The following is a 24,171-nucleotide window of genomic DNA, read 5'->3' on the forward strand; positions in this document are numbered from 1 at the left end:
ATTTAAACTTGTGGAAAACTTCACATTATTAATCGGAAATGGATTACAATAACTCATGTAAACAGTAATTAAAAATTTATATAAACGGAGGCAAAAACTTATGTTTATTAATTTTTTAAGAACTAATAAAATTGCATCTGGTTTCTTAACGATTATTCGTCTTTATTTAGGTTATGAGTGGATCCATGCAGGTTGGGGTAAGTTATCAACTGGAGGATTCGATGCTTCAGGATTTTTAGGATTTGCAGTTAGAAGTGCCACAGGTGATCACCCAGCAGTTCAAAAGTGGTGGGCAGATTTTCTAACAAACTTTGCAATACCAAACATCGATTTATTTAATATATTAGTTCCTATTGGAGAATTCGCAATCGGACTTGGACTTATTCTTGGATGTTTTACAAAAACAGCAATGTTCTTTGGTTTAATGATGAACTTCGCATTTATGTTTAGTGGTACAACTAGTACAAATCCACAAATGGTATTATTAGGAATCTTTATAATAATTGCTGGTTCTAATGCAGGACGTATTGGATTAGATCACTATGTTAGCAAGTTTATTAATAGAAAAACTTCTTTCGCTCCAAAAGTACAAGATCATAATTTAAGAAACGCATCTTAACTATGTAATCAAAGAGGGAATCAATAGGTTCTCTCTTTTCAGAGTGTTGAAATATAAAATGGTCAATAGAAAAAACGGATTTTAAATGAACATTTATTAATGATGAGATGATCATTTTTGGTTGAGCTATCTATTAATGGTTTTAAATTTTAATATGTTTAACAATTTTATGATTCCAATAACGCTAGTAAGTTTTTTTCAGAAGTTAAAAATATTACAAAGCTATAAATTCAGTTGATTAGTTTAATAAATTAATGTTCGATCTTAATTGACCTACAATTTGATTAATAAACAACTGATAGGATACGCTAAGTAAAGGTTATTTGATTAGTTTATATTGCAGACTTCTTATTGATGAATAAGTTGATTGGAACGGAGGGGTGCTCGACTCCTATGGGATAAGCGGGAAGGCTGAGACCCCGCAGGCTCGCCGAGGAGGCTCAGGTCTCGCCCCATGGAAAGCGAGCATCCTGAAGTGGAAATCAACATCGCTCTACTCCATTACGAAAATTTGGTAAGTTAATTGACAAGGTTGTTTTTTAACAAGGTGCAAAGAGGGAACCAATAGGTTCTCTCTTTTTGTTTAAGATAAAAACTTCTCTGACTTATATTAATGAGGAAGAGGAGTTTTTTATTCAAAATGGGTCAAAATAGCAATTAGATTAATAAAAAAAGGCAATATTGAAGTTTATATGTAAAAAAGATCTAAATTAATTCTAAGTGATTGTATAATGTGGCTTGAATTATTTAACCGCTTTCGGTATTCTTTTTAAGAATAATAAATTAATAAGTATTTGCAAGGAGCGATAAAAGTGAGTAAAGTATACGTTTTTGATCATCCGTTAATTCAGCATAAAGTTTCTTTAATTCGTAAAAAAGACACTGGAACAAAAGAATTTCGTGCACTAGTTGATGAGGTTGCAGGTTTAATGGCATTCGAAATCACACGCGATCTACCACTACAAGAAGTGGAAATCGAAACACCAGTAGCAATTGCAAAGTCAAAAGTTATTGCTGGTAAAAAGTTAGGGATTGTACCAATTTTACGTGCAGGTTTAGGGATGGTTGATGGATTCCTTCAATTAGTTCCTGCAGCTAAAGTTGGACATGTTGGATTATACCGCGATCCTGAGACATTAAAACCGGTTGAATATTACGTTAAACTTCCTACAGATGTTGAAGAGCGTGACTTCATTGTGATTGATCCAATGCTTGCGACAGGTGGATCAGCGGTTGAAGCAATCAACTCTTTAAAAACACGCGGTGCTAAAAACATTAAGTTTATGTGCTTAATTGCAGCTCCAGAAGGTGTTGAAGTTTTACAAAAAGCACACCCAGATGTGGACATTTACATTGCTGCCCTTGATGAAAAATTAAACGATCATGGTTATATTGTACCTGGTCTTGGCGACGCTGGAGATCGTTTATTTGGTACAAAGTAATTACATTTTTAAAGCTTTCCTAGCATAGGAGAGCTTTTTTCACATTAAGAAAGTATAAATTGGCAGCTAGGTAGCTTACTCGACGAAGTCGTTAATTTTAGGAATTAAGTATAAGTGCAACTACGCCTCTACCTTTGTTTAAGGCTGGTCAATCGACGAGTTTTCTTTAAATTAAAAGGGGTACAATAATTAAAAATTTGAACGTGAAATAAGGATGGGTAAGTTAAAGGGGATTAGGGAATGTCACTCGAAAAACAAAGGTTAATAATAGATGCAGCAAGACTATATTATGATTCTGACTTTAGTCAACAAGAGATCGCGACACAATTAGGAATCTCTCGTCCAACTGTATCAAGATTACTCCAACAAGCAAAGGAATTGGGATATGTACGCATTGAAATTATTGACCCCCTTGAAGGCAATCAAGATTTAGCCCGAGAGTTAAAGAAGAAATATAATTTACAATCTGTTGAAGTTTGCTATTCACCAATTGATGACTACAATGAAGTTTTGCAAACAATCACTAAAAAAGCTGCAGATGTATTAGTAGATATAGTCCATGATGGTGACGTTGTTGGAGTAACTTGGGGAACTACGATGTATCATATTGCAACAAAGTTAAGCAATAAACAAGTAAAGGGTGTAGAAGTAATTCAGCTGAACGGTGGAGTAAGTTACTCTAAAACGAATACATATGCATCTGAAACGGTAAATTTGTTTGCTGAAGCATTTAACACCGTACCAAGATATTTACCACTACCAGTTATATTTGATAATCCACAAGTAAAACAAATGGTTGAAGAAGATCGCCATATTGGTCGATTAATTGATTTGGGAAAACAATCAAACGTAGCAATTTTCACTGTAGGAACTGTTAAAAAGGATGCCTTGTTATTTAAAGTTGGCTACTTAAACGAGAAGGAAGAGACGGATTTACAAACATTCGCTGTAGGAGACATTTGCTCTCGCTTTTTTGATAAAGACGGAAATATTTATTCTGAACTCCTTGATCGACGAACGATTGGAATTGAGTTAGATGAGCTAAGAAGTAAAGAAAAATCTATTTTAGTCGCGGGTGGAGAAAGGAAAATAAATGCTATTCACGGTGCTTTAATGGGTAAATATGCAAGCATATTAATAACCGATCAATTTACTGCAAAAAGATTGTTAGAGCAAGGATAGGAAAGGAAGAGGTAAAGCTATTCCTTCCCTTTGTCATGTTCTCTATTAGACAAATTTTAAAAAGAGGGTGTCTTAAGAGTGGATATCCCCAAAATTAGATATTTTTACATTTAAAAAGGAGGCGTCTTTTTTGTCAGGTAACCTGACTTTGGAGACAGCCCCTTTTCTATATATATAAAAGGTAAAATTATCCTTGAACATAAGTTCAATTTGTATTTTACAAAATTTCATAGCGGTGTTATAGTAAAGACATATTCAAAGTAACTTAGTAAATAAACATTTTTTATAATAAAACCAATAAGGGAGCGACTATATATGAATTACGCAAGTTTAGTAGATCACACATTATTACGAGCTGACGCAAAAAGAGAGGAAATTGCAAAATTAGCTGAAGAAGCAAAAGAATTTAGCTTTGCATCAGTTTGTATCAATCCTACTTGGGTTTCTTATGCAAGTGAATTATTAAAGGATTCTTCTGTAAAGGTTTGTACGGTAATTGGTTTCCCTCTAGGAGCAAACACTCCAGAAGTAAAAGCATTCGAAACTACAAACGCAATTGAAAATGGTGCTGAGGAAGTTGATATGGTTATCAATATTTCTGCATTGAAAGAAAAAAATGACGAATTAGTTGAAAGAGATGTACGTGCAGTTGTTGATGCTGCTAAAGGTAAAGCTTTAGTAAAAGTAATTATTGAGACTTGTCTTTTAACTGACGAAGAAAAAGTTAGAGCGTGTGAATTATCAGTTAAAGCTGGCGCTGACTTTGTAAAAACTTCAACAGGATTTTCAACTGGTGGAGCAACAGTAGAAGACGTTGCATTAATGCGTAAAACTGTTGGAGAAAACGTAGGCGTTAAGGCTTCTGGCGGTGTTCGTAGCTTAAAAGACGTAGAAAATGTAGTAGCTGCTGGTGCAAACCGTATCGGAACAAGTTCAGGTGTTAAGCTCGTTCAAGGTGAAGAAGCAAACACAGCTTATTAATTTCAAAATAATTTTAAAATAAAAAAAAGTGAGTGAGTTATTGCTCTTTAGCTCTTACGTTGGTAATATGGTAAAGCGAAGACAAAACTCACACACTTTAATTAAGAATTACCTAACAATTCGTTAAAGGGTGATAAATATGAATACACAATCATTAATCAATGAAGCTTTAAAAGTTCGTGAAAACGCATACGTTCCTTACTCGAAGTTTAAAGTAGGTGCAGCAATTTTATTGAATAACCAAACGGTCTACACAGGTTGTAACGTTGAAAATGCTTCTTATGGACTAACAAATTGTGCAGAAAGAACTGCTATATTTAGTGCGGTCGCTGCGGGTAACGGTTCAGCAAAAATCGAATCAATTGCAATAGTAGGAGACACTGAAGGTCCAATTTCACCATGTGGTGCATGTAGACAAGTAATCGCAGAATTTAGTGATGAAAATACAAAAGTATACTTAACTAACTTAAAAGGTGACATCACTGAAACAACTGTTAAGGAATTACTTCCTGGATCATTTAGTTCAAAAGATTTACAAGGTTAATCCTTGTCTGACATCTAACTTCTAAATGATGTCTGACATCCAACAAATAAAAAAGTTGTGTTCGTTTTGAAAGCGCTTAGATTAATTAAAAACAAATTTATTGGATTTTCGGGGGAGAAACATGAAATATATTATAGCTCTTGTTGGATTACTAGTTGTTTTCGGTCTAGCATTCATCGCTAGTAGTGATCGTAAAAAAATTAAATATCGTCCAGTTGTTATCATGGTCGTTGTTCAAATCATTTTAGCGTTCTTATTATTAAATACAGAAGTAGGTTTAATTTTAATTAAAGGAATTTCTAACGGATTTGGAAAGTTATTAGAATACGCTGGTGAAGGTGTTAATTTCGTATTTGGTGGTATGGCAAATGAAGGTGCTTTCCCATTCTTCACAGGAGTATTATTACCAATCGTATTTATTTCTGCATTAATTGGTATTTTACAATTCACAAAGATTTTACCGTTTTTTATTAAATACATTGGTTTAATTTTAAGCAAAATCAATGGTATGGGTAAATTAGAGTCTTATAATGCAGTAGCATCTGCAATTTTAGGACAATCTGAAGTATTTATTTCAGTAAAAAAACAATTAGGTCATTTACCAAAAAATCGTTTATATACTCTTTGTGCATCAGCAATGTCAACAGTATCTATGTCAATCGTAGGTGCATATATGACGATGGTTGAACCAAAATATGTAGTAACGGCAATTGTATTAAACTTATTTGGTGGATTTATTATTTCTTCAATTATTAATCCTTACACTGTTACACCTGAAGAAGATATCTTAACGATACAAGAAGAAGAAAAACAAACATTCTTCGAGATGCTTGGTGAGTATATTTTAGATGGTTTCAAAGTAGCAATCATCGTTGCAGCAATGTTAATCGGTTTTGTTGCATTAATTGGTGCAATTAATAATATTTTTGATATGATTTTTGGAATCTCATTCCAAGGGATTTTAGGTTATGTTTTTGCTCCATTCGCATTCATTATGGGTGTACCATTTAAAGAAGCGGTTGATGCAGGTAGTATTATGGCAACAAAACTTGTTTCAAATGAGTTCGTTGCAATGATGGATTTAGCAAAACATGGTAAAGAGTTCTCAACTCGTACATTAGGAATTGTGTCAGTATTCCTTGTGTCATTTGCTAACTTCTCATCAATTGGTATTATTGCAGGTGCAGTTAAAGGTTTACATGAAAAGCAAGGTAATGTTGTAGCCCGTTTCGGTTTAAAATTATTATTTGGTGCAACATTAGTAAGTGTTTTAACGGCAATTATCGTAGGTATCGTTTTAAAATAATTTAATCCAAGCGTTTGACTTAGATCAGGCGCTTGTATTTTTTTTTCTAATCTTAAAGTAGGAGGGTTGAGTTAAAAAGTGAATTTCTAACAATTTTCTTTTTAACAAGTCACTATGGGATCTGTAGGTTTACTTTTATCTGGTGCAACTCTGTTTTTAAATAGTCTTGTTTTATTAAACAAAGCGAATGCTAAAAGTGCAGCTTTATTAAACTTATTTGTTGGTACATTACAAATCGTTATTCCTTTCTATTTATTAATGCATTTAGGTGCTGGTAAGTGGGAATTATTTAATACGGCAAGTATTTTCTTTTTTGGTATTACTTATTTATATAATGGATTTACAAATCTTAAAGGTTTTAATGGAACTGGCTTAGGTTGGTTCTCACTTTGGGTATCAATCATGTCTGTACTTTGGGCTTTCGTGAACTTCGCTATTATTCATGATGTTGTGAACGGACTATTATGGGTTATGTGGGCATATTTATGGTATCTATTCTTTGCTGGCCTTGTATTAGGTAAGAAAATAGAGCGATACACAGGAATTGTTGCAATGATACAATCTTGGACTACAATTACTCTTCCTGCATTTTTTATGCTTTTAGGGATTTGGCAGGAGACAGTCATTTCAAATGCATGGATCGTAGTTTTAGGAGCTTCGATTTTGTATTTTATCATACATGAGATTAAAGCGTATGTTACAAATAAAAGATTCCAGTTGTTTAACCAACCTGAATTAAAAAATTAATCATAATACAAAAAGACTAACTTTTTAGGTAAGCTTTATGCTTTACCTAGAGTTAGTCTTTTTTTATTTTGAAAACTTTGTAGGTTCTAGAGAAAATTACCTTTTTATACATGAATGAACGATTAGTGAGAAAGCTAAAAAGAAAATATCTTATATAAAGGAGAACCTGCATTGAATGAAAAATTACTTTCTTAAAATAATTATTTGTTTAGTTTTTTTACTAGTTCCATTTAAAGATGTTTATGTAAATGCACATGAACAACAAAAACAAGTAGCTTTAATTTCAGTTAAAGACGGAATGATTACACAGGCGATAAAAAATATTGCTGAACGTTTCCCTAATGTAACCGTAAGACAACAATACACTGAGACGTACTATGGTTTTTCTGTATCGGGTTCTCTTGAAGAGTTATCACAGTTAGCTAAAATGCCGTTAGTAAAGGATATGCACTTTGTTACAACTTATAGAGCTCATTTAGAAGATAGCATCCCTTTTATTGGAGCGGACGAAGCTCAATTATATAAGGATCAAAGGGGAAGAAAGATTACTGGTGAAGGCGTAAAGGTAGGAGTAATCGATACTGGTGTTGATTACAGGCATCCTGATTTGAAATCAAATTATGGTGGCGGTTACGATACGATTGATTTAGATAAAGATCCAATGGAGACTAAGCTTGAAGAAAAAAGTACATTTCATGGTACCCATGTAGCTGGTGTAATAGCGGCAAATGGAAAAAGAAAAGGTGTAGCCCCTAAAGCTACAATCTATGCATACCGTGCTCTTGGTCCTGGTGGTGTTGGTACATCAGAAACTGTTATGGCTGCAATTGAGCGAGCAGTGAAGGATAAAGTAGATATTATTAATTTATCGCTAGGAAATGATGTGAACGGACCAGACTGGCCGACAAGTATTGCGTTAGATAAGGCAGTAGAAAAGGGTGTACTTGCAATTACGGCTGCTGGAAACTCTGGACCAGGGCTATGGACTGTTGGTTCTCCCGCTACGGCATCAAAGGCTTTAACAGTTGGTGCAAGCTATCCACCTGTTCTTTTCCCATCTATCCACGTGAAAAATAAAGAGACAATTATTAGTCCTATGATTGGATCTGCTAAATGGGATAAAGGTTTAAATGGGCGATTGGTATTTAAGAAATACGGCGAAAAGCGTGATTTAAAAAGAGTAAAAGACAAAATTGTCTTGCTTGAAAGAGGAAAAATCACGTTCACAGATAAAGTAAAAAATGCTCAAGACGCTGGTGCAAAGGCGGTTATTGTCTTTAATAATATCGATGGAAATTTCATTGGACAAATTAAAGGGAAATTTACTGTTCCAGCAGCGACTATTTCAAGAAAAGAAGGTTTATTAATTAAGAAAATCATTGAAAAAAGTAAAGTAGAAGCTAAGACTGGCCATGAAAAGAAGGTTGATATACTTGCAGATTTCAGCTCTAGAGGGCCGGTAACAGGTACTTGGCAAATGAAGCCGGATTTATTAGCTCCAGGTGTACAAATAAAAAGTACAATTCCGGGTGGGTATTTAGCGCTTCAAGGAACGAGTATGGCAAGTCCACATGTTGCCGGAGCAGCTGCTCTTGTAAGACAACTGCACCCAGATTGGAGTATGGACGATTTAAAAAGTGTGCTAGTCAATACAGCAACACCATTATATAAGAATAATAAAAAGATGTATCATGCGTACGAACAAGGTGCTGGAAGATTAGATATTGAAAAGGCACTTGAGACTGAGACAACATTATTTCCAACTTCTTTATCTTTAGGAGTAACTAGAAAAACCGATTTGCAAATTAAGAAAGATTTTGTCGTAAGAATATCTAATAAATCAAATATGCCAAAACAAGTTACAGCAATAAATAATCAGCCAGCCACTGGAATACAATGGGTATTACCTAAGCCTTTTACAATTCCAGCGAACACTAGCAAAAAAATTAGCCTTACTGCAACAGTTGATACGAAAGTATTAAGAGATGGATTTTATGATGGGGCAATTACGTTTAGTACAAATGATGATGAAAATCTAAGAATGCCGTTTTTATTACTACAAGGAGAACCGAACTTTCCGTCAGTAATGGGATTTCACTTTGGAAGGGTAAAAGGTAAAAATCGCTATAAATATGAGCTTTATTTACCAAGTAAGGTTGAGGAATACAAAATCGCTGTTTTTGAATCTGAAACATTCCGTTTGTTAGGTGTGATTGATGAACAGGAAAATAGTAAAAGGGGGATTATCAAGAAAGAACTAGTTTTAAAAGACTTTCCTAAAAGTGGAATTTATAAATTTGTGATTTTTTATAAACGTAAACAGTATGAAAGTGCAACGGAATCTTACGTAAATGTCGCAAAAATTTATGTAGAAGACTAAAAATTGGTAAGTAATTTTTAATAGTTTTTTAATTTAGGTAATTGACACATTTTTGTAACATATTGTATGCTTAACATGAATGTTTAAAAGGGTTTTCAATGTATGTAAATACTATGTTATTAAAATTTTTTGAACGTTTTGTGAACAATTTGTGAACGTTTTCAATGTTTAGAGATTTTAGCAAATATTTGTTGTAGAATTAACCATGATAAGACTTTTGGCAATTTTTTGGAGAATGACAATTGACATGGAGGGATTTTGTATGAAAAACAACAATCAACATCCTCTTAAAGCAATGGCACTCATGTCTTCCATTCTAGCTCAGCTTGTCGGTTCTATTCTCATAGGCATCTTTCTAGGAAGATGGATTGATTCATTTTTTAATTGGCCAGTACCAGTATTTATGATCATCTTTTTACTGTTAGGATTATTTACTGGAATCTACGGCACGCTTAAATTAGTTAAGCAATTCACACCAGGGGACTAGTTACATGCAAAAAGATAATTTTAGACGATTCACACGAGATATGTTGTATATCATTTCTTTAGCTGTTTTGGGTTGGGCATTTACCGACTATAAAACAATATTCACAGGCTATATTCTCGGAACAGTAACTAGCTTTTATTGTATATGGATTCTACACAGAAAGATAAATACCTTCTTTGACCGAGTTTTAAAGCAACAAAAAGTTCGATCTTTAGGTACTGTAATTTGTCTTTCAGCGGTGGCTCTAGCTATGGTCATCGCGCTTCGGTATGAAAATTTTGTGAGCATACCGGCACTAACTGCGGGACTAATGACAGGACATCTTGTCATTATGATACATTTTGCATTACAACAAACGTCTTTTGCAAGGAAGAGAGGTGAATAAATTGGAACACGGCACTTATGGTTTTAAATTTATTGGTTTAGATTTTACGTTAACAAATGTTCTAATGACTACCATTGCTGCAGTAATCGTCTTTATCATCGCAGTTACATGCGCAAGAAGTCTACAAATACGCCCAACAGGAAAGCAAAACTTTTTAGAGTGGGTTGTAGATTTCGTTAAAGGCATTATCAATAGTACAATGGATTGGGAAACTGGTGGTCGCTTCCTTACACTAGGTGTGACATTACTTATGTACATATTTGTTTCAAATATGTTAGGTCTACCATTCGATATCTCATTCGATGGAAACTCAGTTTGGAAATCACCTACATCAGACCCAGTCATTACTTTATCATTAGCAATCTTTATAGTTGGTTTATCACATTATTATGGTATCAAGATGCGCGGTTTTGGAGCGTATGGTAAAACATTCTTCCAACCAATGCCATTCTTATTCCCATTAAAAATTATTGAGGAATTAGCAAACACATTAACGCTAGGTCTTCGACTTTACGGTAACATTTATGCGGGGGAAATCTTACTAGGTTTACTTGCAACAATGGGTACACATGCTTATGCAACAAGCACAGGCGGAGGTATTCTTTGGACAATCGCAGCGGCAATACCAATGATCGTATGGCAGGGATTCTCTGTATTCGTTGGTTCAATCCAAGCGTTTATCTTCGTAATGTTAACAATGGTTTACTTGTCACATAAAGTGGCGGACGAGCATTAATCGGCTCATTGAATTTGGTAGTTAGATAAAAATTATAAAAAAAAATATATTTCTTATGATTAAGAAGGAGGAAATTTAAAATGGCTTTAATCGCAGCGGCAATCGCAATAGGTTTAGGTGCACTAGGTGCAGGTATTGGTAACGGTTTAATTGTATCACGTACAGTAGAAGGTGTTGCTCGTCAACCAGAATTACGTTCAACTCTTCAAACTTTAATGTTCATCGGGGTTGCATTAGTTGAGGCACTTCCAATCATCGCGGTAGTTATCGCATTCATGGCATTTGGTAAAGCGTAAGATTTATACAAGTAGTTAAAAAATGGCGAAGTTTGTGTTCACATTTACTTCGCCATTCCTTTATGACACTTTTGTTGTAAAGATTGAATTTTGAAAGTAAAGCTAAAGTCGGTAAGAGACCTAGGCTATGTTATAAAAAAGAAAAATTATTAAATGATACCCTCGAAGGGAGTGAAGGCTTGTGTTAAACGGTTCATTATTCGTAATCGGTGAAGCAAACGGACATGGTATACCTTGGGGCGATGTAGCGTTTCAATTAGTAATCTTCTTAATCCTACTTGCTTTATTACGTAAGTATGCATTAGGACCAGTAATGGGAATTATGAAACAACGTGAAGATCACATCGCTAATCAATTAGACTCAGCTGAGAAAAACAACGCTGATGCAATGAAACTAGTTGAAGAGCAAAAGCAAGAGTTAGTTGCTGCTCGAACTGAAGCTCGTGAGCTTCTTGAGAAAGCTAGAAAGCAAGCTGATGTACAACGTGAAGAAATCGTTGCCGCAGCAAAAGCAGAAGCTGAAAACTTGAAAGAAAGCGCTAAACGTGAAATTACTCGTGAAAAAGAGCTTGCAGTACAATCAGTTCAACAACAAGTTGCTTCATTATCTGTATTAATTGCTTCTAAAGTACTTGAAAAAGAAGTGAAGTCTGAAGACCAATCTGCTATTTTTGATCAATATCTTAAAGAAGTAGGCGAAGCTAAATGAGTAACGAATTAGTTGCAAAACGCTACGCAAACGCTCTTTTTGAATTAGCGACTGAACAAAATTTAGTAGAAACTGTTGAACATGACTTACAAGTAGTGAAAAAGGAGTATGTAGAAAACTTAGAATTAAATAAGTTTTTACAACACCCTGGTATCACAAAAGAAAGCAAAAAGTCTGTCTTAAATGACACGTTTGCTTCAATCTCTGAAACGGTATTAAATCTAGTATGCTTATTAGTTGATCGTGGGCGAATGAGCACTATTTCTAACTTAGTAACTGAATATGTAAAAATTGCGAATGAAACTCGTAATATTGCAGATGCAACAGTTTACTCTGTAACGGCAATGTCTTCTGAAGAACTAGATAAAATTGGAGCGTTATTCGCTTCTAAATTAGGTAAAAACTCAATACGTTTGAAAAACGAAATTGACCCATCTTTAATTGGTGGTTATAAAGTTCGTGTTGGAAACCGTATTTTTGACGGCAGTTTAAAAAATAAACTTGTTCGAATTGAACGTGAATTAATCGCAAAATAGTTTGTAGATAGGGGTGAAATGCATGAGCATCAAAGCTGAAGAAATCAGTGCGCTGATTAAAAAGCAAATCGAAAATTACCAAACTGAAATAGAAGTTAGTGATGTTGGTACAGTTATCCAAGTTGGTGACGGTATCGCTCGTGCTCATGGTCTTGACCAATGTATGTCTGGAGAGCTAGTTGAGTTCTCTAACGGCGTTATGGGACTAGCACAAAACTTAGAAGAAAACAACGTAGGTATTATCATCTTAGGGCCTTACACAGGCATTAAAGAAGGCGACGAAGTTCGTCGTACTGGACGCATCATGCAAGTTCCAGTTGGTGAAGCATTAGTAGGACGTGTAGTAAACTCATTAGGTCAACCAGTTGATGGTTTAGGCCCAATCGAAACGACTAAATCTCGTCCAATCGAAAATGCTGCTCCAGGCGTAATGGCACGTAAATCAGTACATGAACCATTACAAACAGGTATCAAAGCGATCGACGCTCTTGTACCAATCGGACGTGGACAACGTGAGTTAATCATCGGTGACCGTCAAACTGGTAAAACAGCTGTTGCTATTGATACAATCCTTAACCAAGCTGACCAAAACATGATCTGTATCTATGTTGCAATCGGTCAAAAAGAATCAACAGTTCGTGGACTTGTTGAAACTTTACGTAAGCACGGCGCATTAGATTACACAATCGTTGTAACTGCACCTGCTTCATCTCCAGCTCCAATGTTATACTTAGCTCCTTTTGCTGGTGTAACTATGGGTGAAGAGTTTATGTACAATGGTAAACACGTATTAGTAGTATACGATGATTTATCAAAACAAGCGGTAGCTTACCGTGAGCTTTCATTACTATTAAAACGTCCTCCAGGTCGTGAAGCATATCCAGGGGATGTATTCTACTTACACTCTCGCTTATTAGAGCGTGCAGCTAAGTTAAATGATGAGTTAGGTGGCGGTTCTTTAACTGCATTACCATTCATCGAAACACAAGCTGGTGATATCTCAGCTTATATTCCAACAAACGTAATCTCGATTACTGACGGACAAATCTTCTTACAGTCTGACTTATTCTTCTCTGGCGTACGTCCAGCGATCAATGCAGGTCTTTCTGTATCACGTGTTGGTGGTTCAGCGCAAACTAAGGCGATGAAATCAGTAGCAGGTACTCTACGTCTTGACTTAGCGTCATTCCGTGAGCTTGAAGCATTTGCTGCGTTCGGTTCTGACTTAGATAAAGCAACTCAAGCTAAACTTAACCGTGGTGCTCGTACAGTTGAAATCCTTAAACAAGGTTTACACAAACCGTTAAAAGTAGAAAAACAAGTAACATCTTTATATGCGTTAACACGTGGTCACTTAGACAGCGTAGCAGTTGAAGACATTACTCGTTTTGAAGAAGAAATGTTAGCTTGGATGGACGCTAACGCAAAAGGTCTTTTAGATGCTATTCGTGATACTGGTAAATTACCAAACGAAGCTGACCTTGACGCTGCAATCACAAGCTTTAAAAAGAACTTTATTGCTTCTAAATAAGAAGGCGATTTAAATATCTGGATTTGAAGGATCGGGCTCATAGCTCGTCCTTCATTTAACTGTTTACCAAAAGGTGGTGAAAACCTGTGGCATCATTACGCGATATAAAAACAAAAATTAATTCAACAAAGAAGACAAGCCAAATCACAAAAGCGATGGAGATGGTATCTGCTGCGAAATTAAACCGTGCTGAGCAAAACTCTAAGCAATTCGTTCCTTACATGGAAAAAATGCAAGAGGTAGTTGGTAGCGTGGCAAAAGGCGTAAACAGTAGACATCCGATGCTAGTAACTCGTCCAGTTAAAAAGACTGGTTACATTGTCATCACTTCTGACCGTGGTTTAGCGGGTGCATTTAATAGTAACGTATTACGTGCGGTAACTAATACAATTAAAGAGCGTCATAAATCGAATGATGAATTTGCAATTATTGTACTAGGTCGAGTTGGACGTGACTACTTTAAGCGTTTAGGTTACCCAATCGTTGAAGAGGTTCTTGGGCTTCCAGATCAACCTTCATTCGATGATATTCAACAATTTGCTAATCGTACAGTTCAAATGTATACAGACGGCATTTTTGATGAGCTTTACTTATCATATAACCATTTCGTAAGTAAGATTTCTCAAGAAGTTACTGAGAAAAAGCTATTACCTTTAACAGATATTGACACAGGTAAGGCAACAACTAACTACGAATTTGAACCATCTGATGATGAAATCTTAGAAGTTTTACTGCCTCAATATGCAGAAAGTTTAATCTTTGGTGCATTATTAGACAGTAAAGCTAGTGAACACGCTTCACGTATGACAGCGATGAAAAGTGCAACTGATAATGCGAAAGAAGTTATTAGTAAGCTTACTCTTCACTATAACCGTGCGCGTCAAGCAGCTATTACACAAGAAATTACTGAAATCGTCGGTGGAGCAGCAGCACTTGGCTAATCTGCTTACATCGGCTATATAAATTGAACGGCTTTTAATGAAACAATGCTAGGAGGAAAAGCGATGAGCAATGGTATTATTACTCAGGTATTAGGTCCAGTAGTAGACGTAAAGTTCGAAAACGGCCAATTACCACAAATATATAATGCGTTACGTGTTCGTAAAGAAGCGGGCGACGCAAACGAAGTAAACATTGATTTAACATTAGAAGTTGCTCTTCACTTAGGTGACGATACTGTTCGTACAGTTGCAATGGCTTCAACTGATGGATTAGTACGTGGAATGGAAGCAGTTAACACAGGGAAACCAATTTCGGTTCCAGTTGGTGACGCTACATTAGGACGCGTATTCAATGTGTTAGGTGACAACATTGACTTAGACGAAGAACTTGGAGAAGACGTACGTCGTGACCCAATTCACCGTCAAGCACCTAAATTTGAAGAATTAACTACAAAAGTAGAAATCCTTGAAACTGGTATCAAAGTAGTAGACTTATTAGCTCCTTACATCAAAGGTGGTAAAATCGGTCTATTCGGTGGTGCGGGTGTAGGTAAAACTGTATTAATTCAAGAATTAATTAACAACATCGCACAAGAGCACGGCGGTATCTCAGTATTCGCTGGTGTAGGTGAACGTACTCGTGAAGGTAACGACTTATACCACGAAATGAGCGACTCTGGCGTTATCAAGAAAACAGCGATGGTATTCGGACAAATGAACGAGCCACCTGGTGCACGTCAACGTGTTGCCTTAACTGGTTTAACAATGGCTGAATATTTCCGTGATGAGCAAGGACAAGACGTGTTATTCTTCATCGATAACATCTTCCGTTTCACTCAAGCAGGTTCTGAGGTTTCTGCCCTATTAGGTCGTATGCCTTCTGCGGTAGGTTACCAACCAACTCTTGCTACTGAAATGGGTCAATTACAAGAGCGTATCACTTCAACAAACAAAGGTTCTGTAACTTCGATTCAAGCGATTTACGTTCCTGCCGATGACTATACGGATCCAGCACCAGCTACAGCGTTCGCTCACTTAGATGCAACAACTAACTTAGAGCGTCGTTTATCTGAGATGGGTATTTACCCAGCGGTAGATCCATTAGCATCTACATCTCGTGCATTAAACCCTGAAATCGTTGGTGAAGAGCACTATGAAGTAGCTCGTCAAGTACAATCAACTTTACAACGTTATAGAGAACTTCAAGATATCATCGCAATCTTAGGTATGGATGAGTTATCAGAAGAAGATAAATTAGTCGTAGCTCGTGCTCGTCGTATTCAATTCTTCTTATCTCAAAACTTCCACGTTGCGGAGCAATTCACAGGACAAAAAGGTTCTTACGTACCAGTTAAAGAAACTGTTAGTGGATTCAAAGAGATCTTAGAAGGTAAATATGATACTCTTCCTGAAGATGCATTCCGTCTAGTTGGACGCATTGAAGAAGTAGTAGAAAAAGCAAAAACATTAGTATAATAATTGTCTAATCGAAAGGCTTGTTCATCATTCTATTTGAATGAACTTGATTAGCTCACGAAGCTAGACAGGAGGAGTTCACTATGAAGACAATGAAAGTCAGTATCGTCACTCCTAATGGACCGGCTTATGAAGGCGAAACAGAATTCGTTAGCACGAAAGCAACTAGCGGTGAGCTAGGTATTTTACCTGGACACATTTCAACTGTGGCACCGTTAGCAACAGCACCTGTTAAAATTAAATCACCAGCTGGAACTGATTACGTTGCAGTTAGTGGCGGATTCATTGAAATTCGACCTGAAGCCGTTACAATATTGGCTCAATCTGCTGAAGCATCAACTGAAATCGACGTTGAGCGTGCAGTAGAAGCAAAAAAACGTGCAGAAAAACGTCTACAAGAAAGACGCCCTGACACAGATATCAAACGTGCAGAACTTGCTTTACACAAAGCAATGAACCGTTTAAACGTAGCACAATATAAGTAATTAAAAAAAGAGCCCTTGGTTGGGGCTCTTTTTTTGTTTGAGTATGTGGGGTGGGGGTGTTTAGTAAACCGGTGGGTGCAATTAGACTAGAAGATACTGCAATTAAGTAATAGGAAAGTGCAAATAAACAGTTTGAGTGTGCAAATAAATTTAAATGAGAAGCAAATAAACTGTTAGGTGCAAATAAAATCGAAGAAACTGCAATTAAAAATTGTAAAACTGCAAATTAAATTAATGAAAGTGCAAATATAATCAGGTTACTGCAATTAAATTTTGCAGAACTACAATTAAAACTGAGAAAACTGCAATTTAATCTACCATAAATGCAAATAAAACAGACACATCATAATAAAATATCGAATTTATGATCAGCTTTATATAAAATTTGTTAGTTTCATCAAAAAATAGTTTAGTAATAGACCAAATTTAACTAAATTACAGAAAAAGCGACGGTTATCTGCTCAATTTTTATAGTTTGTATTAGAAGGTATCTGTACAGAAAATCTTGAATATAAAAAGAAATCTAAGAGAGGTGACTTTTTAATGATATTAAAAGAACGAACAGTTCCGTTAGTTATTAAAAAATTGGATGCTCTATTAAGGAGATTACCTAGTGATCATCCCCAATGGTCAAGAATTGAGGAAGATCTATTTAAGTACAAAGCAGGTTATCAAGGTGAAAAGTCTTTAGATTATCATCTTAGTTTTTTTCCAAAAGAGCGTAGTTTCATTTTGCATGATGTAAGGTTAGTCGATGATTTTCAGCACTTTTTTCAAATCGATACGATCATAATAACCCCACGTGTACTAATCATTATTGAGGTAAAGAATTTAATTGGTACTTTGTATTTTGATCAACACTTTAATCAACTTATTCGATCAATTGATGGGAAAGAAGAGTCTTTTATAAACCCCATTCTTCAAGTTGATAGGCAAAAAAGACAACTTTCACAGTGGCTACGAAAACATAATTTTATAAATTTAAGTGTCATTCCTTATGTGGTTGTAAGTAGCCCAAAAACAATCATAAAAGCTTCATCAAATCAAAGTGAGATTGCTAAAAAAGTTTTTCATTCTGAGTTACTTTATAAAAAAGTTGAGGAGCTAGAATTGAAATTTAAAAGCGATTTTTATACACATAAAGAAATAAGGAGATTAGCTAAATTATTAATAAAGCAACATCAGCTTTTAGATCAAAATATATTAGATAAGTACAATATTGGTAACATTGAACTTTTAACTGGAGTAATTTGCACTAATTGTCATCATTTTTCAATGGTACGAGATAAAGGGAATTGGATATGCAAGAATTGCTTACATGTTTCAAAACTAGCACATATTAGTGCTTTAGTTGATTACTTTTTGTTAATTGGAAACTCAATAAATAATAAACAAGTTAGAGACTTTCTCCATATACCCTCTATCTACAACGCTTCAAGACTCCTCCGCAAACTAAACCTACCATCATCGGGAACAACGACGAGTTGTCACAGCAATCCTCTTTTTAGTTTAATTCCAATCCCGCTGTTGTTAAAATTCCATTTCTTGAGATTTTTAAAAGGTATTCTGCCATGTGTTTTTTTGTGTATGGCATGTCATTTTCAACCCAAAATGAAATTACGCTGAGCGTTGAGCCTGAAATATAACTTACTAGTAGGTCACCTGGGACAAGGTATTTATTCTTTTTTGGCTGTATGAATGCAATGCCTCTTTCGAATGTTGTTGATAATACTTCGTAAAGTCTTCTTCTAAAAATATTTGGTCCTTGTCGTTTTAGGAGGACTTTGTAGAAGTAACTGTTTTTTTCGATGTGTTCGAATAGATGGTAGTAGGATTGTAAGGCCATTCCATCGAGTGAGTTTGGATTTCCGTCATACATGCTAAAATCTACATTCTTCATGGCGCTGTCTAAATCAACTAGTTTTTCTTTAACGATTTGGCGGACCATTTGGTACTTGTCTTCGTAGTGGCTATAAAAGGTTGCTCTATTGACGTTTGCTTTTTTAGTTATATCTTGTACACTGATCGCTTCGAATTCTTTATCTGCTAATAGTGTAATTAATGCATCTTGTAAAAGTTGTCTAGTTCGAATGACACGAGGGTCATGATTATTTTTTATGCTCATTTTAAAACTCCTTTATTAAATAACTTTAAGAAATTAAACAATTAATAATAGTAGTGTTGCTTAAACAACAAATTTTAAATTATTAACGGTTGAGTACGTTTATAAATCAATTATAATTAAAAACTATGAGAAGTAAAACGACAATGTGTTGCTTTACTTTTGTTACCTATATAGAGAAACGATTAAAAATTTAGGAGGAATTTTATTTATGGGGAACATGAAGAAAATGGTGTTTGTTAACATAATTACTTTAATCATATTAGTTGCTGGTGGATTTGCTGGTTATTACTATTATGATCAATCAACAAATTATATAAAAACGGATAATGCTAAAATAGATGGGCAACAAATTGTCATTTCATCTCCTGCTGCTGGTAAGCTTGAGTCATGGTCAGGTTCATTCGGAAAAACATTTTCACCAAATGAATCAATTGGTAAAGTTTTAACTGCACCTCAAGCAGCTGGAGATACTGCACATGAAGTATCAGTTTCAGTACCTACAAATGCTACGATTGTTCAAGCAAATGCAATTAAAGATCAATTGGTTGGTACAGGTTCAACTCTTGGTTATGCATATAACTTAGATAATCTTTGGGTTACTGCAAACATTAAAGAAACTGAAGTGGAAGATGTGAAAAAAGGTCAAGTGGTTGATGTATATGTTGACGCATATCCAGATACAACTTTAACAGGTACTGTAGAATTTGTTGGATTAACAACTGCAAATACATTTAGTTTATTACCTTCTGGAAACTCTAATGCAAACTATACGAAAGTAGAGCAGGTTGTACCTGTAAGAATTGCTTTAGATCATAATAAGTCATTTGAAATTGTTCCAGGAATGAATGCTTCTGTTCGTATCCATAAGTAAGGAGGAATTTCTATGTCTACAGGAATGATCATAGCATATGGAGGGTTTTGCTTAATTGTTTTCTTTATTATTAATCGAATTGTATTAAGGAATAAAGAAAATGACCTAAAAATAGATAAAAGAGATGAAATGGTCCAATCTGAAGAACCAAATAAAATAGAAAAAACTGAAGAAACTCAAAAGAAATCAATTCCATCTGAGTCAAGTGAAAAACAGAGCTTTAGCATGGGAAAAGTTTTGACAGTACTATTACTAGGTATGTTCATATCGATTTTAAATCAGACGTTAATAAATGTTGCTTTACCGAAGTTAATGGCAGATTTTAATGTAACAACTTCGACTGCACAATGGTTATCTACTGGTTTTATGTTAGTGAACGGTATTTTAATTCCAGTCAGTGCTTATTTAGTTGATACATTTACGTATCGTAAATTATTTATCTTTTCGATGATTGCTTTTACGATTGGTTCAATTATTTGTGCTTTATCAGGTAACTTCCCAATTATGATGGTAGGTCGTGTAGTTCAAGCTGTCGGAGCTGGTATTTTAATGCCACTTGGTATGAATATCTTTATGACGATCTTCCCACCTGAAAAACGTGGTGCAGCAATGGGATTAATGGGGATCGCAATGATTCTAGCGCCAGCTATTGGCCCTACAATAACTGGTTATGTAGTTCAAGATTATTCTTGGCATTTCTTATTTTACGGAATGGCTGTGTTAGGTGTCATTTCAATCATTTTGTCTAACGCTTGGTTTCATATATCACGTAAACGTTCATTCCCAACATTAGATATTTGGGGAGTAATCAGTTCGTCACTTGGATTCGGAAGTTTATTATATGGATTCAGTGAAGCCGGTAATAAAGGTTGGGGTAGCACTGAAGTAGTTCTTTCTTTGGTAATTGCATGTATCAGTTTAGGTTTATTTGTGTGGAGAGAATTAACTGCTAAACAACCGTTAATAAATTTAAAAGTATTTAAATCTTTTTCATTTACTTACACATTATTAATTAACTTAATCGTTACAACAGCATTATATGGGGGGATGATTTTACTACCTCTTTATTTACAAAACATTCGTGGGTTTACACCAATTAGAGCAGGATTATTATTACTTCCTGGTTCATTGATAATGGGTGCGCTCGGACCACTTACGGGTAAATTGTTTGATAAATATGGTATCCGTCCTTTAGCTATTTTTGGTCTACTTATTATGACTTATACAACTTATGAGTTCACTAAGTTGTCTATTGATACACCATATTTAAAAATTATGTTTTTCTATACTTTACGTTCATTCGGTATGTCATTTATTATGATGCCAATTATGACGGCTGGTTTAAATAAATTGCCTGTTAAGATGATTTCTCACGGTACTGCAACACAAAATACACTACGACAAGTTGCAGGTTCGGTCGGTACAGCGGTGCTCGTTACAATTATGACGACTCAAACGACAAATCATTTGGCTGACTTTTCAAATGAAGTGACTTCAACGAATTCTTTCATTATGGATTGGGTTCATCAAACAGGCGCACAGTTAGCCGCTGCAGCTGGAGTAACACCTTCCCAAGGCGGAGCTTTAGCAGTTACAACGCTTTATAGTCAGGCATCTAAATTAGCATCTATCAATGGAATCAATGATGCATTTATTTTTGCAACTGTATTATCAGGTATCGCATTAGTGCTTTCATTCTTTATGGGAAGTACAAAGAGCAGAAAGGTTGCACAACCTAAATCTAAATCTAAAAATCAAAATAAGCAGCAATCTTCAGAAACGATTGCATCTTAAAAATGAACCAGTTCATGTATTGAACTGGTTTTTTTTTCGACAATTATCACTATATTTTAACTTGTGGGAATTGTGAATAACTTTCTGTGGATTTGTGGATAACTCTTATACTAATATAAAGTTATAGTTAGTGATTACAATGATCAAAATATTAGAATTTTATTAGAACGACATACATATAAGATAAATAAAGAATAATGGAATTTATTTTCCAACTATATCATTCAATTTTCAGATTAATGGCAATAAATATCGACACGTTTTTGTCACATTTGTTATAATGGATACGATTACAAAACTGAATAGTAAAAATTAATGAAAAATACATTATATTTATAATAAGTATATAATGTAGAGCTCTGTAGTTAGAGGAGGGACAAGTTTCGTGAATGCTTATTTAAATAATTATGTGATCGTAGTTGTGTTTCTAGTTATAGGAATTGCGCTTCCAGTTGTCGCACTCTCGGTAATAGGTAAAATTTTAAGACCGAATGTACCAACTGAAGCAAAAGCAACGACCTATGAAAGTGGTATTGAACCATTTCATGATGCGAAGGTTCGTTTCCACGCTGGATATTACATTTTTGCACTATTATTCGTTATTTTCGATGTTGAAACTGTTTTCTTATATCCGTGGGCGGTTGCATATGATCAATTAGGCCTTTTTGCTTTTGTAGAGATGATTATTTTTATTCTTATGCTACTACTTGGACTTATTTATGCTTGGAAGAAGAAGGTGTTGAAATGGTTATGAAGTTAGATGGAATTTCTGTTGCTGAAATGGAAGAACTCCAAAAGAATATTTTTTTCACGACTTTGGAAGAAGTGAAGGCATGGGCAAGAAGTAACTCGTTATGGCCATTAACATTCGGGTTAGCTTGTTGTGCAATTGAAATGATGGGTGTAGGTTCATCTCATTATGACTTAGACCGATTTGGATCATTTTTCCGTACTTCTCCTCGTCAATCTGACTGTATGATTGTTTCTGGAACTGTTACGAAAAAGATGGCGCCGATTGTTAAACGCTTATATGATCAAATGCCTGAACCAAAATGGGTAATTGCGATGGGCTCATGTGCAACTGCTGGTGGACCATATGTTAACTCGTATGCAGTTGTTAAAGGAGTGGACCAGATCGTTCCTGTAGATGTGTATATCCCTGGATGTCCTCCGAATCCAGCAGCATTAATTTATGGAATTAACAAATTGAAAGAGAAGATTCGTTACGAAGCTAAAACTGGAAAGCAGGTGACGAATAAGTGAGTGAAGATAAGTCAAAAGAACAGTTAAAGAAAGAAGCAGCCGAGAAGGCAAAAGAAGCAGCTCGACGTAAGATGGAACAGTTGAAGGCTGAAAAGGAAGCTGCAAAAAATACTGAAGTTCAAAAAGAAGAAGTTCCTGTAGTTGAGGAACCAACTGTTGAAAATGAAGTTAAACAAGAGGAACCAGCTTCAGAAGATGAAAAAGCGAAAGCACTTGCACTGGCTAAAGCAAAAGCAGTAGCAGCAGCGAAGGCAAAGGCGGCAGCAATCGCAAAACAAAAAGCTGCTGAAGCTAGCGAACAAGCTGAAGCAGAAGAGCCAGAGCCGACTTCTGATGATGATAAAGCAAAGGCCTTAGCAGCGGCGAAGGCAAAAGCTGTAGCGGCAGCAAAAGCAAAGGCAGCAGCAATTGCGAAACAAAAAGCAGCGGAAGCGGGCGAACAGGCTGAAGCAGAAGAGCCAGAGGTGACTTCAGACGATGATAAGGCAAAGGCCTTAGCAGCGGCGAAGGCAAAAGCAGTAGCGGCAGCAAAAGCAAAGGCAGCGGCATTAGCGAAGCAAAAAGCATCAGAGGGTGGAGAAGCTCCGGCAGATGGTGCAGATGATGAAAAAGCGAAAGCACTTGCAGCAGCAAAGGCAAAAGCAGTAGCGGCAGCAAAAGCAAAGGCAGCGGCATTGGCGAAACAAAAAGCAGCAGGTGGAGAAGACACTGCAACTGCTGGATCGGACGATGAAGCGGCAAAAGCAAAAGCGAAGGCCATTGCAGTTGCGAAGGCAAAAGCAGCAGCAGCAGCAAAAGCGAAAGGTAAAACAGATGGTGGTAAAGAGGCTCCAATTGAAGAAGTGAAAGCTTCTCATAACCAACCATTATTAGATGAGGTAAAGGCATTAATTGAAAAAGAGTTTGGAGCGGAAGTTTTTGAGGAAGCAATTATTAATACGCTATCTAAACATGATCCAACTTTTACAATTAAAAGAGATGCTTATTTTAAGGTAGCACAGTTCTTAAAGAATAATGAACAGCTACAATTTACTTATTTATCTGGATTACATGGAACTGATTTTGTAGAGTACATGGAAGTTTACTCTTACATATATTCATATAAACGTAAACATGGAATCGCTTTAAAAGTAAGAGCAGACCGTGAACAACCTATAGTTGATAGTATTACTCCAATTTGGGAAGGTGCAAACTGGCCAGAGCGTGAGACTTACGACTTACTTGGAATTCAGTTTGAAGGACATCCAAAGTTAGAGCGTATATTACTGCCAGATAATTGGGTTGGCTATCCACTAAGAAAAGATTACGTTCAATTTGACGAGGGGGTGTAGGATA

General features: G+C 35.6%; 23 protein-coding genes and 2 pseudogenes. 24 read left to right on the top strand and 1 reads right to left on the bottom strand.

Features of this window, described 5'->3' with window-relative positions:
- The first annotated feature begins 100 nt into the window (after positions 1-100).
- The 19 genes and pseudogenes from AN960_RS07840 to AN960_RS25025 form a co-directional block, all read left to right on the top strand.
- Positions 101-619, top strand: coding sequence for a DoxX family protein (locus AN960_RS07840; RefSeq protein ID WP_056469273.1), 519 nt, complete (start codon positions 101-103; stop codon positions 617-619).
- 812 nt (positions 620-1,431) lie between these two features.
- Entirely contained in the window at positions 1,432-2,061 is a 630-nt protein-coding gene (gene upp, locus AN960_RS07845; RefSeq protein WP_025568588.1) for a uracil phosphoribosyltransferase, read from the top strand.
- 240 nt (positions 2,062-2,301) lie between these two features.
- A complete protein-coding gene (deoR, locus tag AN960_RS07850) occupies positions 2,302-3,243 on the top strand; it encodes a DNA-binding transcriptional repressor DeoR (protein ID WP_056469276.1) in 942 nt (313 codons plus the stop codon).
- Positions 3,244-3,558: 315 nt separating this feature from the next.
- On the top strand, positions 3,559-4,224 hold the full coding sequence (deoC, locus tag AN960_RS07855) for a deoxyribose-phosphate aldolase (RefSeq protein WP_056469279.1): 666 nt from the start codon (positions 3,559-3,561) through the stop codon (positions 4,222-4,224).
- A 139-nt stretch (positions 4,225-4,363) separates the two neighbouring features.
- Entirely contained in the window at positions 4,364-4,768 is a 405-nt protein-coding gene (locus AN960_RS07860) for a cytidine deaminase (RefSeq protein WP_056469282.1), read from the top strand.
- Between the two features lie 121 nt (positions 4,769-4,889).
- Positions 4,890-6,074 carry a NupC/NupG family nucleoside CNT transporter gene (locus AN960_RS07865; protein WP_056469285.1) on the top strand — a complete coding sequence of 395 codons (1,185 nt, stop codon included), beginning with the start codon at positions 4,890-4,892 and terminating at the stop codon, positions 6,072-6,074.
- 114 nt (positions 6,075-6,188) lie between these two features.
- Entirely contained in the window at positions 6,189-6,821 is a 633-nt protein-coding gene (locus AN960_RS07870; protein WP_056469288.1) for an AmiS/UreI family transporter, read from the top strand.
- A gap of 175 nt (positions 6,822-6,996) precedes the next feature.
- Positions 6,997-9,201: a S8 family serine peptidase gene (locus AN960_RS07875; protein WP_056469295.1), complete on the top strand. Its 2,205-nt coding sequence runs from the start codon at positions 6,997-6,999 to the stop codon at positions 9,199-9,201.
- Between the two features lie 262 nt (positions 9,202-9,463).
- Positions 9,464-9,688 (top strand): AtpZ/AtpI family protein, encoded by a 225-nt coding sequence (locus tag AN960_RS07880; RefSeq protein WP_025568596.1) that lies wholly within the window; start codon positions 9,464-9,466, stop codon positions 9,686-9,688.
- 4 nt (positions 9,689-9,692) lie between these two features.
- Positions 9,693-10,073 carry an ATP synthase subunit I gene (locus AN960_RS07885; protein ID WP_056469298.1) on the top strand — a complete coding sequence of 127 codons (381 nt, stop codon included), beginning with the start codon at positions 9,693-9,695 and terminating at the stop codon, positions 10,071-10,073.
- A 64-nt stretch (positions 10,074-10,137) separates the two neighbouring features.
- Positions 10,138-10,809, top strand: a complete 672-nt coding sequence (gene atpB, locus AN960_RS07890) for a F0F1 ATP synthase subunit A (protein WP_429901074.1) — start codon at positions 10,138-10,140, stop codon at positions 10,807-10,809.
- Positions 10,810-10,889: 80 nt separating this feature from the next.
- Positions 10,890-11,105 carry a F0F1 ATP synthase subunit C gene (gene atpE / locus AN960_RS07895; RefSeq protein WP_025568599.1) on the top strand — a complete coding sequence of 72 codons (216 nt, stop codon included), beginning with the start codon at positions 10,890-10,892 and terminating at the stop codon, positions 11,103-11,105.
- A gap of 205 nt (positions 11,106-11,310) precedes the next feature.
- Complete coding sequence (atpF, locus tag AN960_RS07900; protein ID WP_029715296.1) at positions 11,311-11,814, top strand: F0F1 ATP synthase subunit B; 504 nt, start codon at positions 11,311-11,313, stop codon at positions 11,812-11,814.
- The gene (locus AN960_RS07905) at positions 11,811-12,350 is read left to right on the top strand and encodes a F0F1 ATP synthase subunit delta (RefSeq protein ID WP_056469304.1); all 540 of its coding nucleotides are present in this window, start codon (positions 11,811-11,813) and stop codon (positions 12,348-12,350) included. Before atpF ends, AN960_RS07905 begins: the two co-directional genes overlap by 4 nt.
- Before the next feature lie 22 nt (positions 12,351-12,372).
- Positions 12,373-13,881: a F0F1 ATP synthase subunit alpha gene (atpA, locus tag AN960_RS07910; protein WP_056469307.1), complete on the top strand. Its 1,509-nt coding sequence runs from the start codon at positions 12,373-12,375 to the stop codon at positions 13,879-13,881.
- A gap of 86 nt (positions 13,882-13,967) precedes the next feature.
- The gene (locus AN960_RS07915; RefSeq protein ID WP_056469310.1) at positions 13,968-14,822 is read left to right on the top strand and encodes a F0F1 ATP synthase subunit gamma; all 855 of its coding nucleotides are present in this window, start codon (positions 13,968-13,970) and stop codon (positions 14,820-14,822) included.
- Positions 14,823-14,885: 63 nt separating this feature from the next.
- Positions 14,886-16,298, top strand: a complete 1,413-nt coding sequence (atpD, locus tag AN960_RS07920; RefSeq protein WP_025568604.1) for a F0F1 ATP synthase subunit beta — start codon at positions 14,886-14,888, stop codon at positions 16,296-16,298.
- Between the two features lie 83 nt (positions 16,299-16,381).
- Entirely contained in the window at positions 16,382-16,783 is a 402-nt protein-coding gene (locus AN960_RS07925) for a F0F1 ATP synthase subunit epsilon (protein WP_025568605.1), read from the top strand.
- A 543-nt stretch (positions 16,784-17,326) separates the two neighbouring features.
- A pseudogene (locus AN960_RS25025) lies at positions 17,327-17,779 on the top strand (nuclease-related domain-containing protein); the annotation flags it as partial.
- Between the two features lie 508 nt (positions 17,780-18,287).
- Here the strand turns inward: AN960_RS25025 and AN960_RS23960 are convergent.
- Complete coding sequence (locus AN960_RS23960; protein WP_082459427.1) at positions 18,288-18,908, bottom strand: TetR/AcrR family transcriptional regulator; 621 nt, start codon at positions 18,906-18,908, stop codon at positions 18,288-18,290.
- Between the two features lie 226 nt (positions 18,909-19,134).
- Between AN960_RS23960 and AN960_RS07935 the strand changes: the two genes are divergently transcribed.
- From AN960_RS07935 to AN960_RS07955, 5 genes and pseudogenes are all read left to right on the top strand, one after another.
- Positions 19,135-19,779, top strand: coding sequence for an HlyD family secretion protein (locus AN960_RS07935; RefSeq protein ID WP_390310842.1), 645 nt, complete (start codon positions 19,135-19,137; stop codon positions 19,777-19,779).
- A 12-nt stretch (positions 19,780-19,791) separates the two neighbouring features.
- A pseudogene (locus AN960_RS07940) lies at positions 19,792-21,504 on the top strand (DHA2 family efflux MFS transporter permease subunit); the annotation flags it as partial.
- Between the two features lie 454 nt (positions 21,505-21,958).
- Entirely contained in the window at positions 21,959-22,327 is a 369-nt protein-coding gene (locus AN960_RS07945) for an NADH-quinone oxidoreductase subunit A (RefSeq protein WP_056469320.1), read from the top strand.
- A complete protein-coding gene (locus AN960_RS07950; RefSeq protein WP_056469321.1) occupies positions 22,318-22,836 on the top strand; it encodes a NuoB/complex I 20 kDa subunit family protein in 519 nt (172 codons plus the stop codon). The genes AN960_RS07945 and AN960_RS07950 overlap by 10 nt, the downstream gene beginning before the upstream one ends.
- Positions 22,833-24,167, top strand: coding sequence for an NADH-quinone oxidoreductase subunit C (locus tag AN960_RS07955; RefSeq protein WP_056469325.1), 1,335 nt, complete (start codon positions 22,833-22,835; stop codon positions 24,165-24,167). Before AN960_RS07950 ends, AN960_RS07955 begins: the two co-directional genes overlap by 4 nt.
- Positions 24,168-24,171 lie beyond the last annotated feature (4 nt).

The sequence above is a fragment of the Bacillus sp. FJAT-25509 genome (genome assembly GCF_001420605.1).
Lineage (GTDB): Bacteria > Bacillota > Bacilli > Bacillales > Bacillaceae_G > Gottfriedia.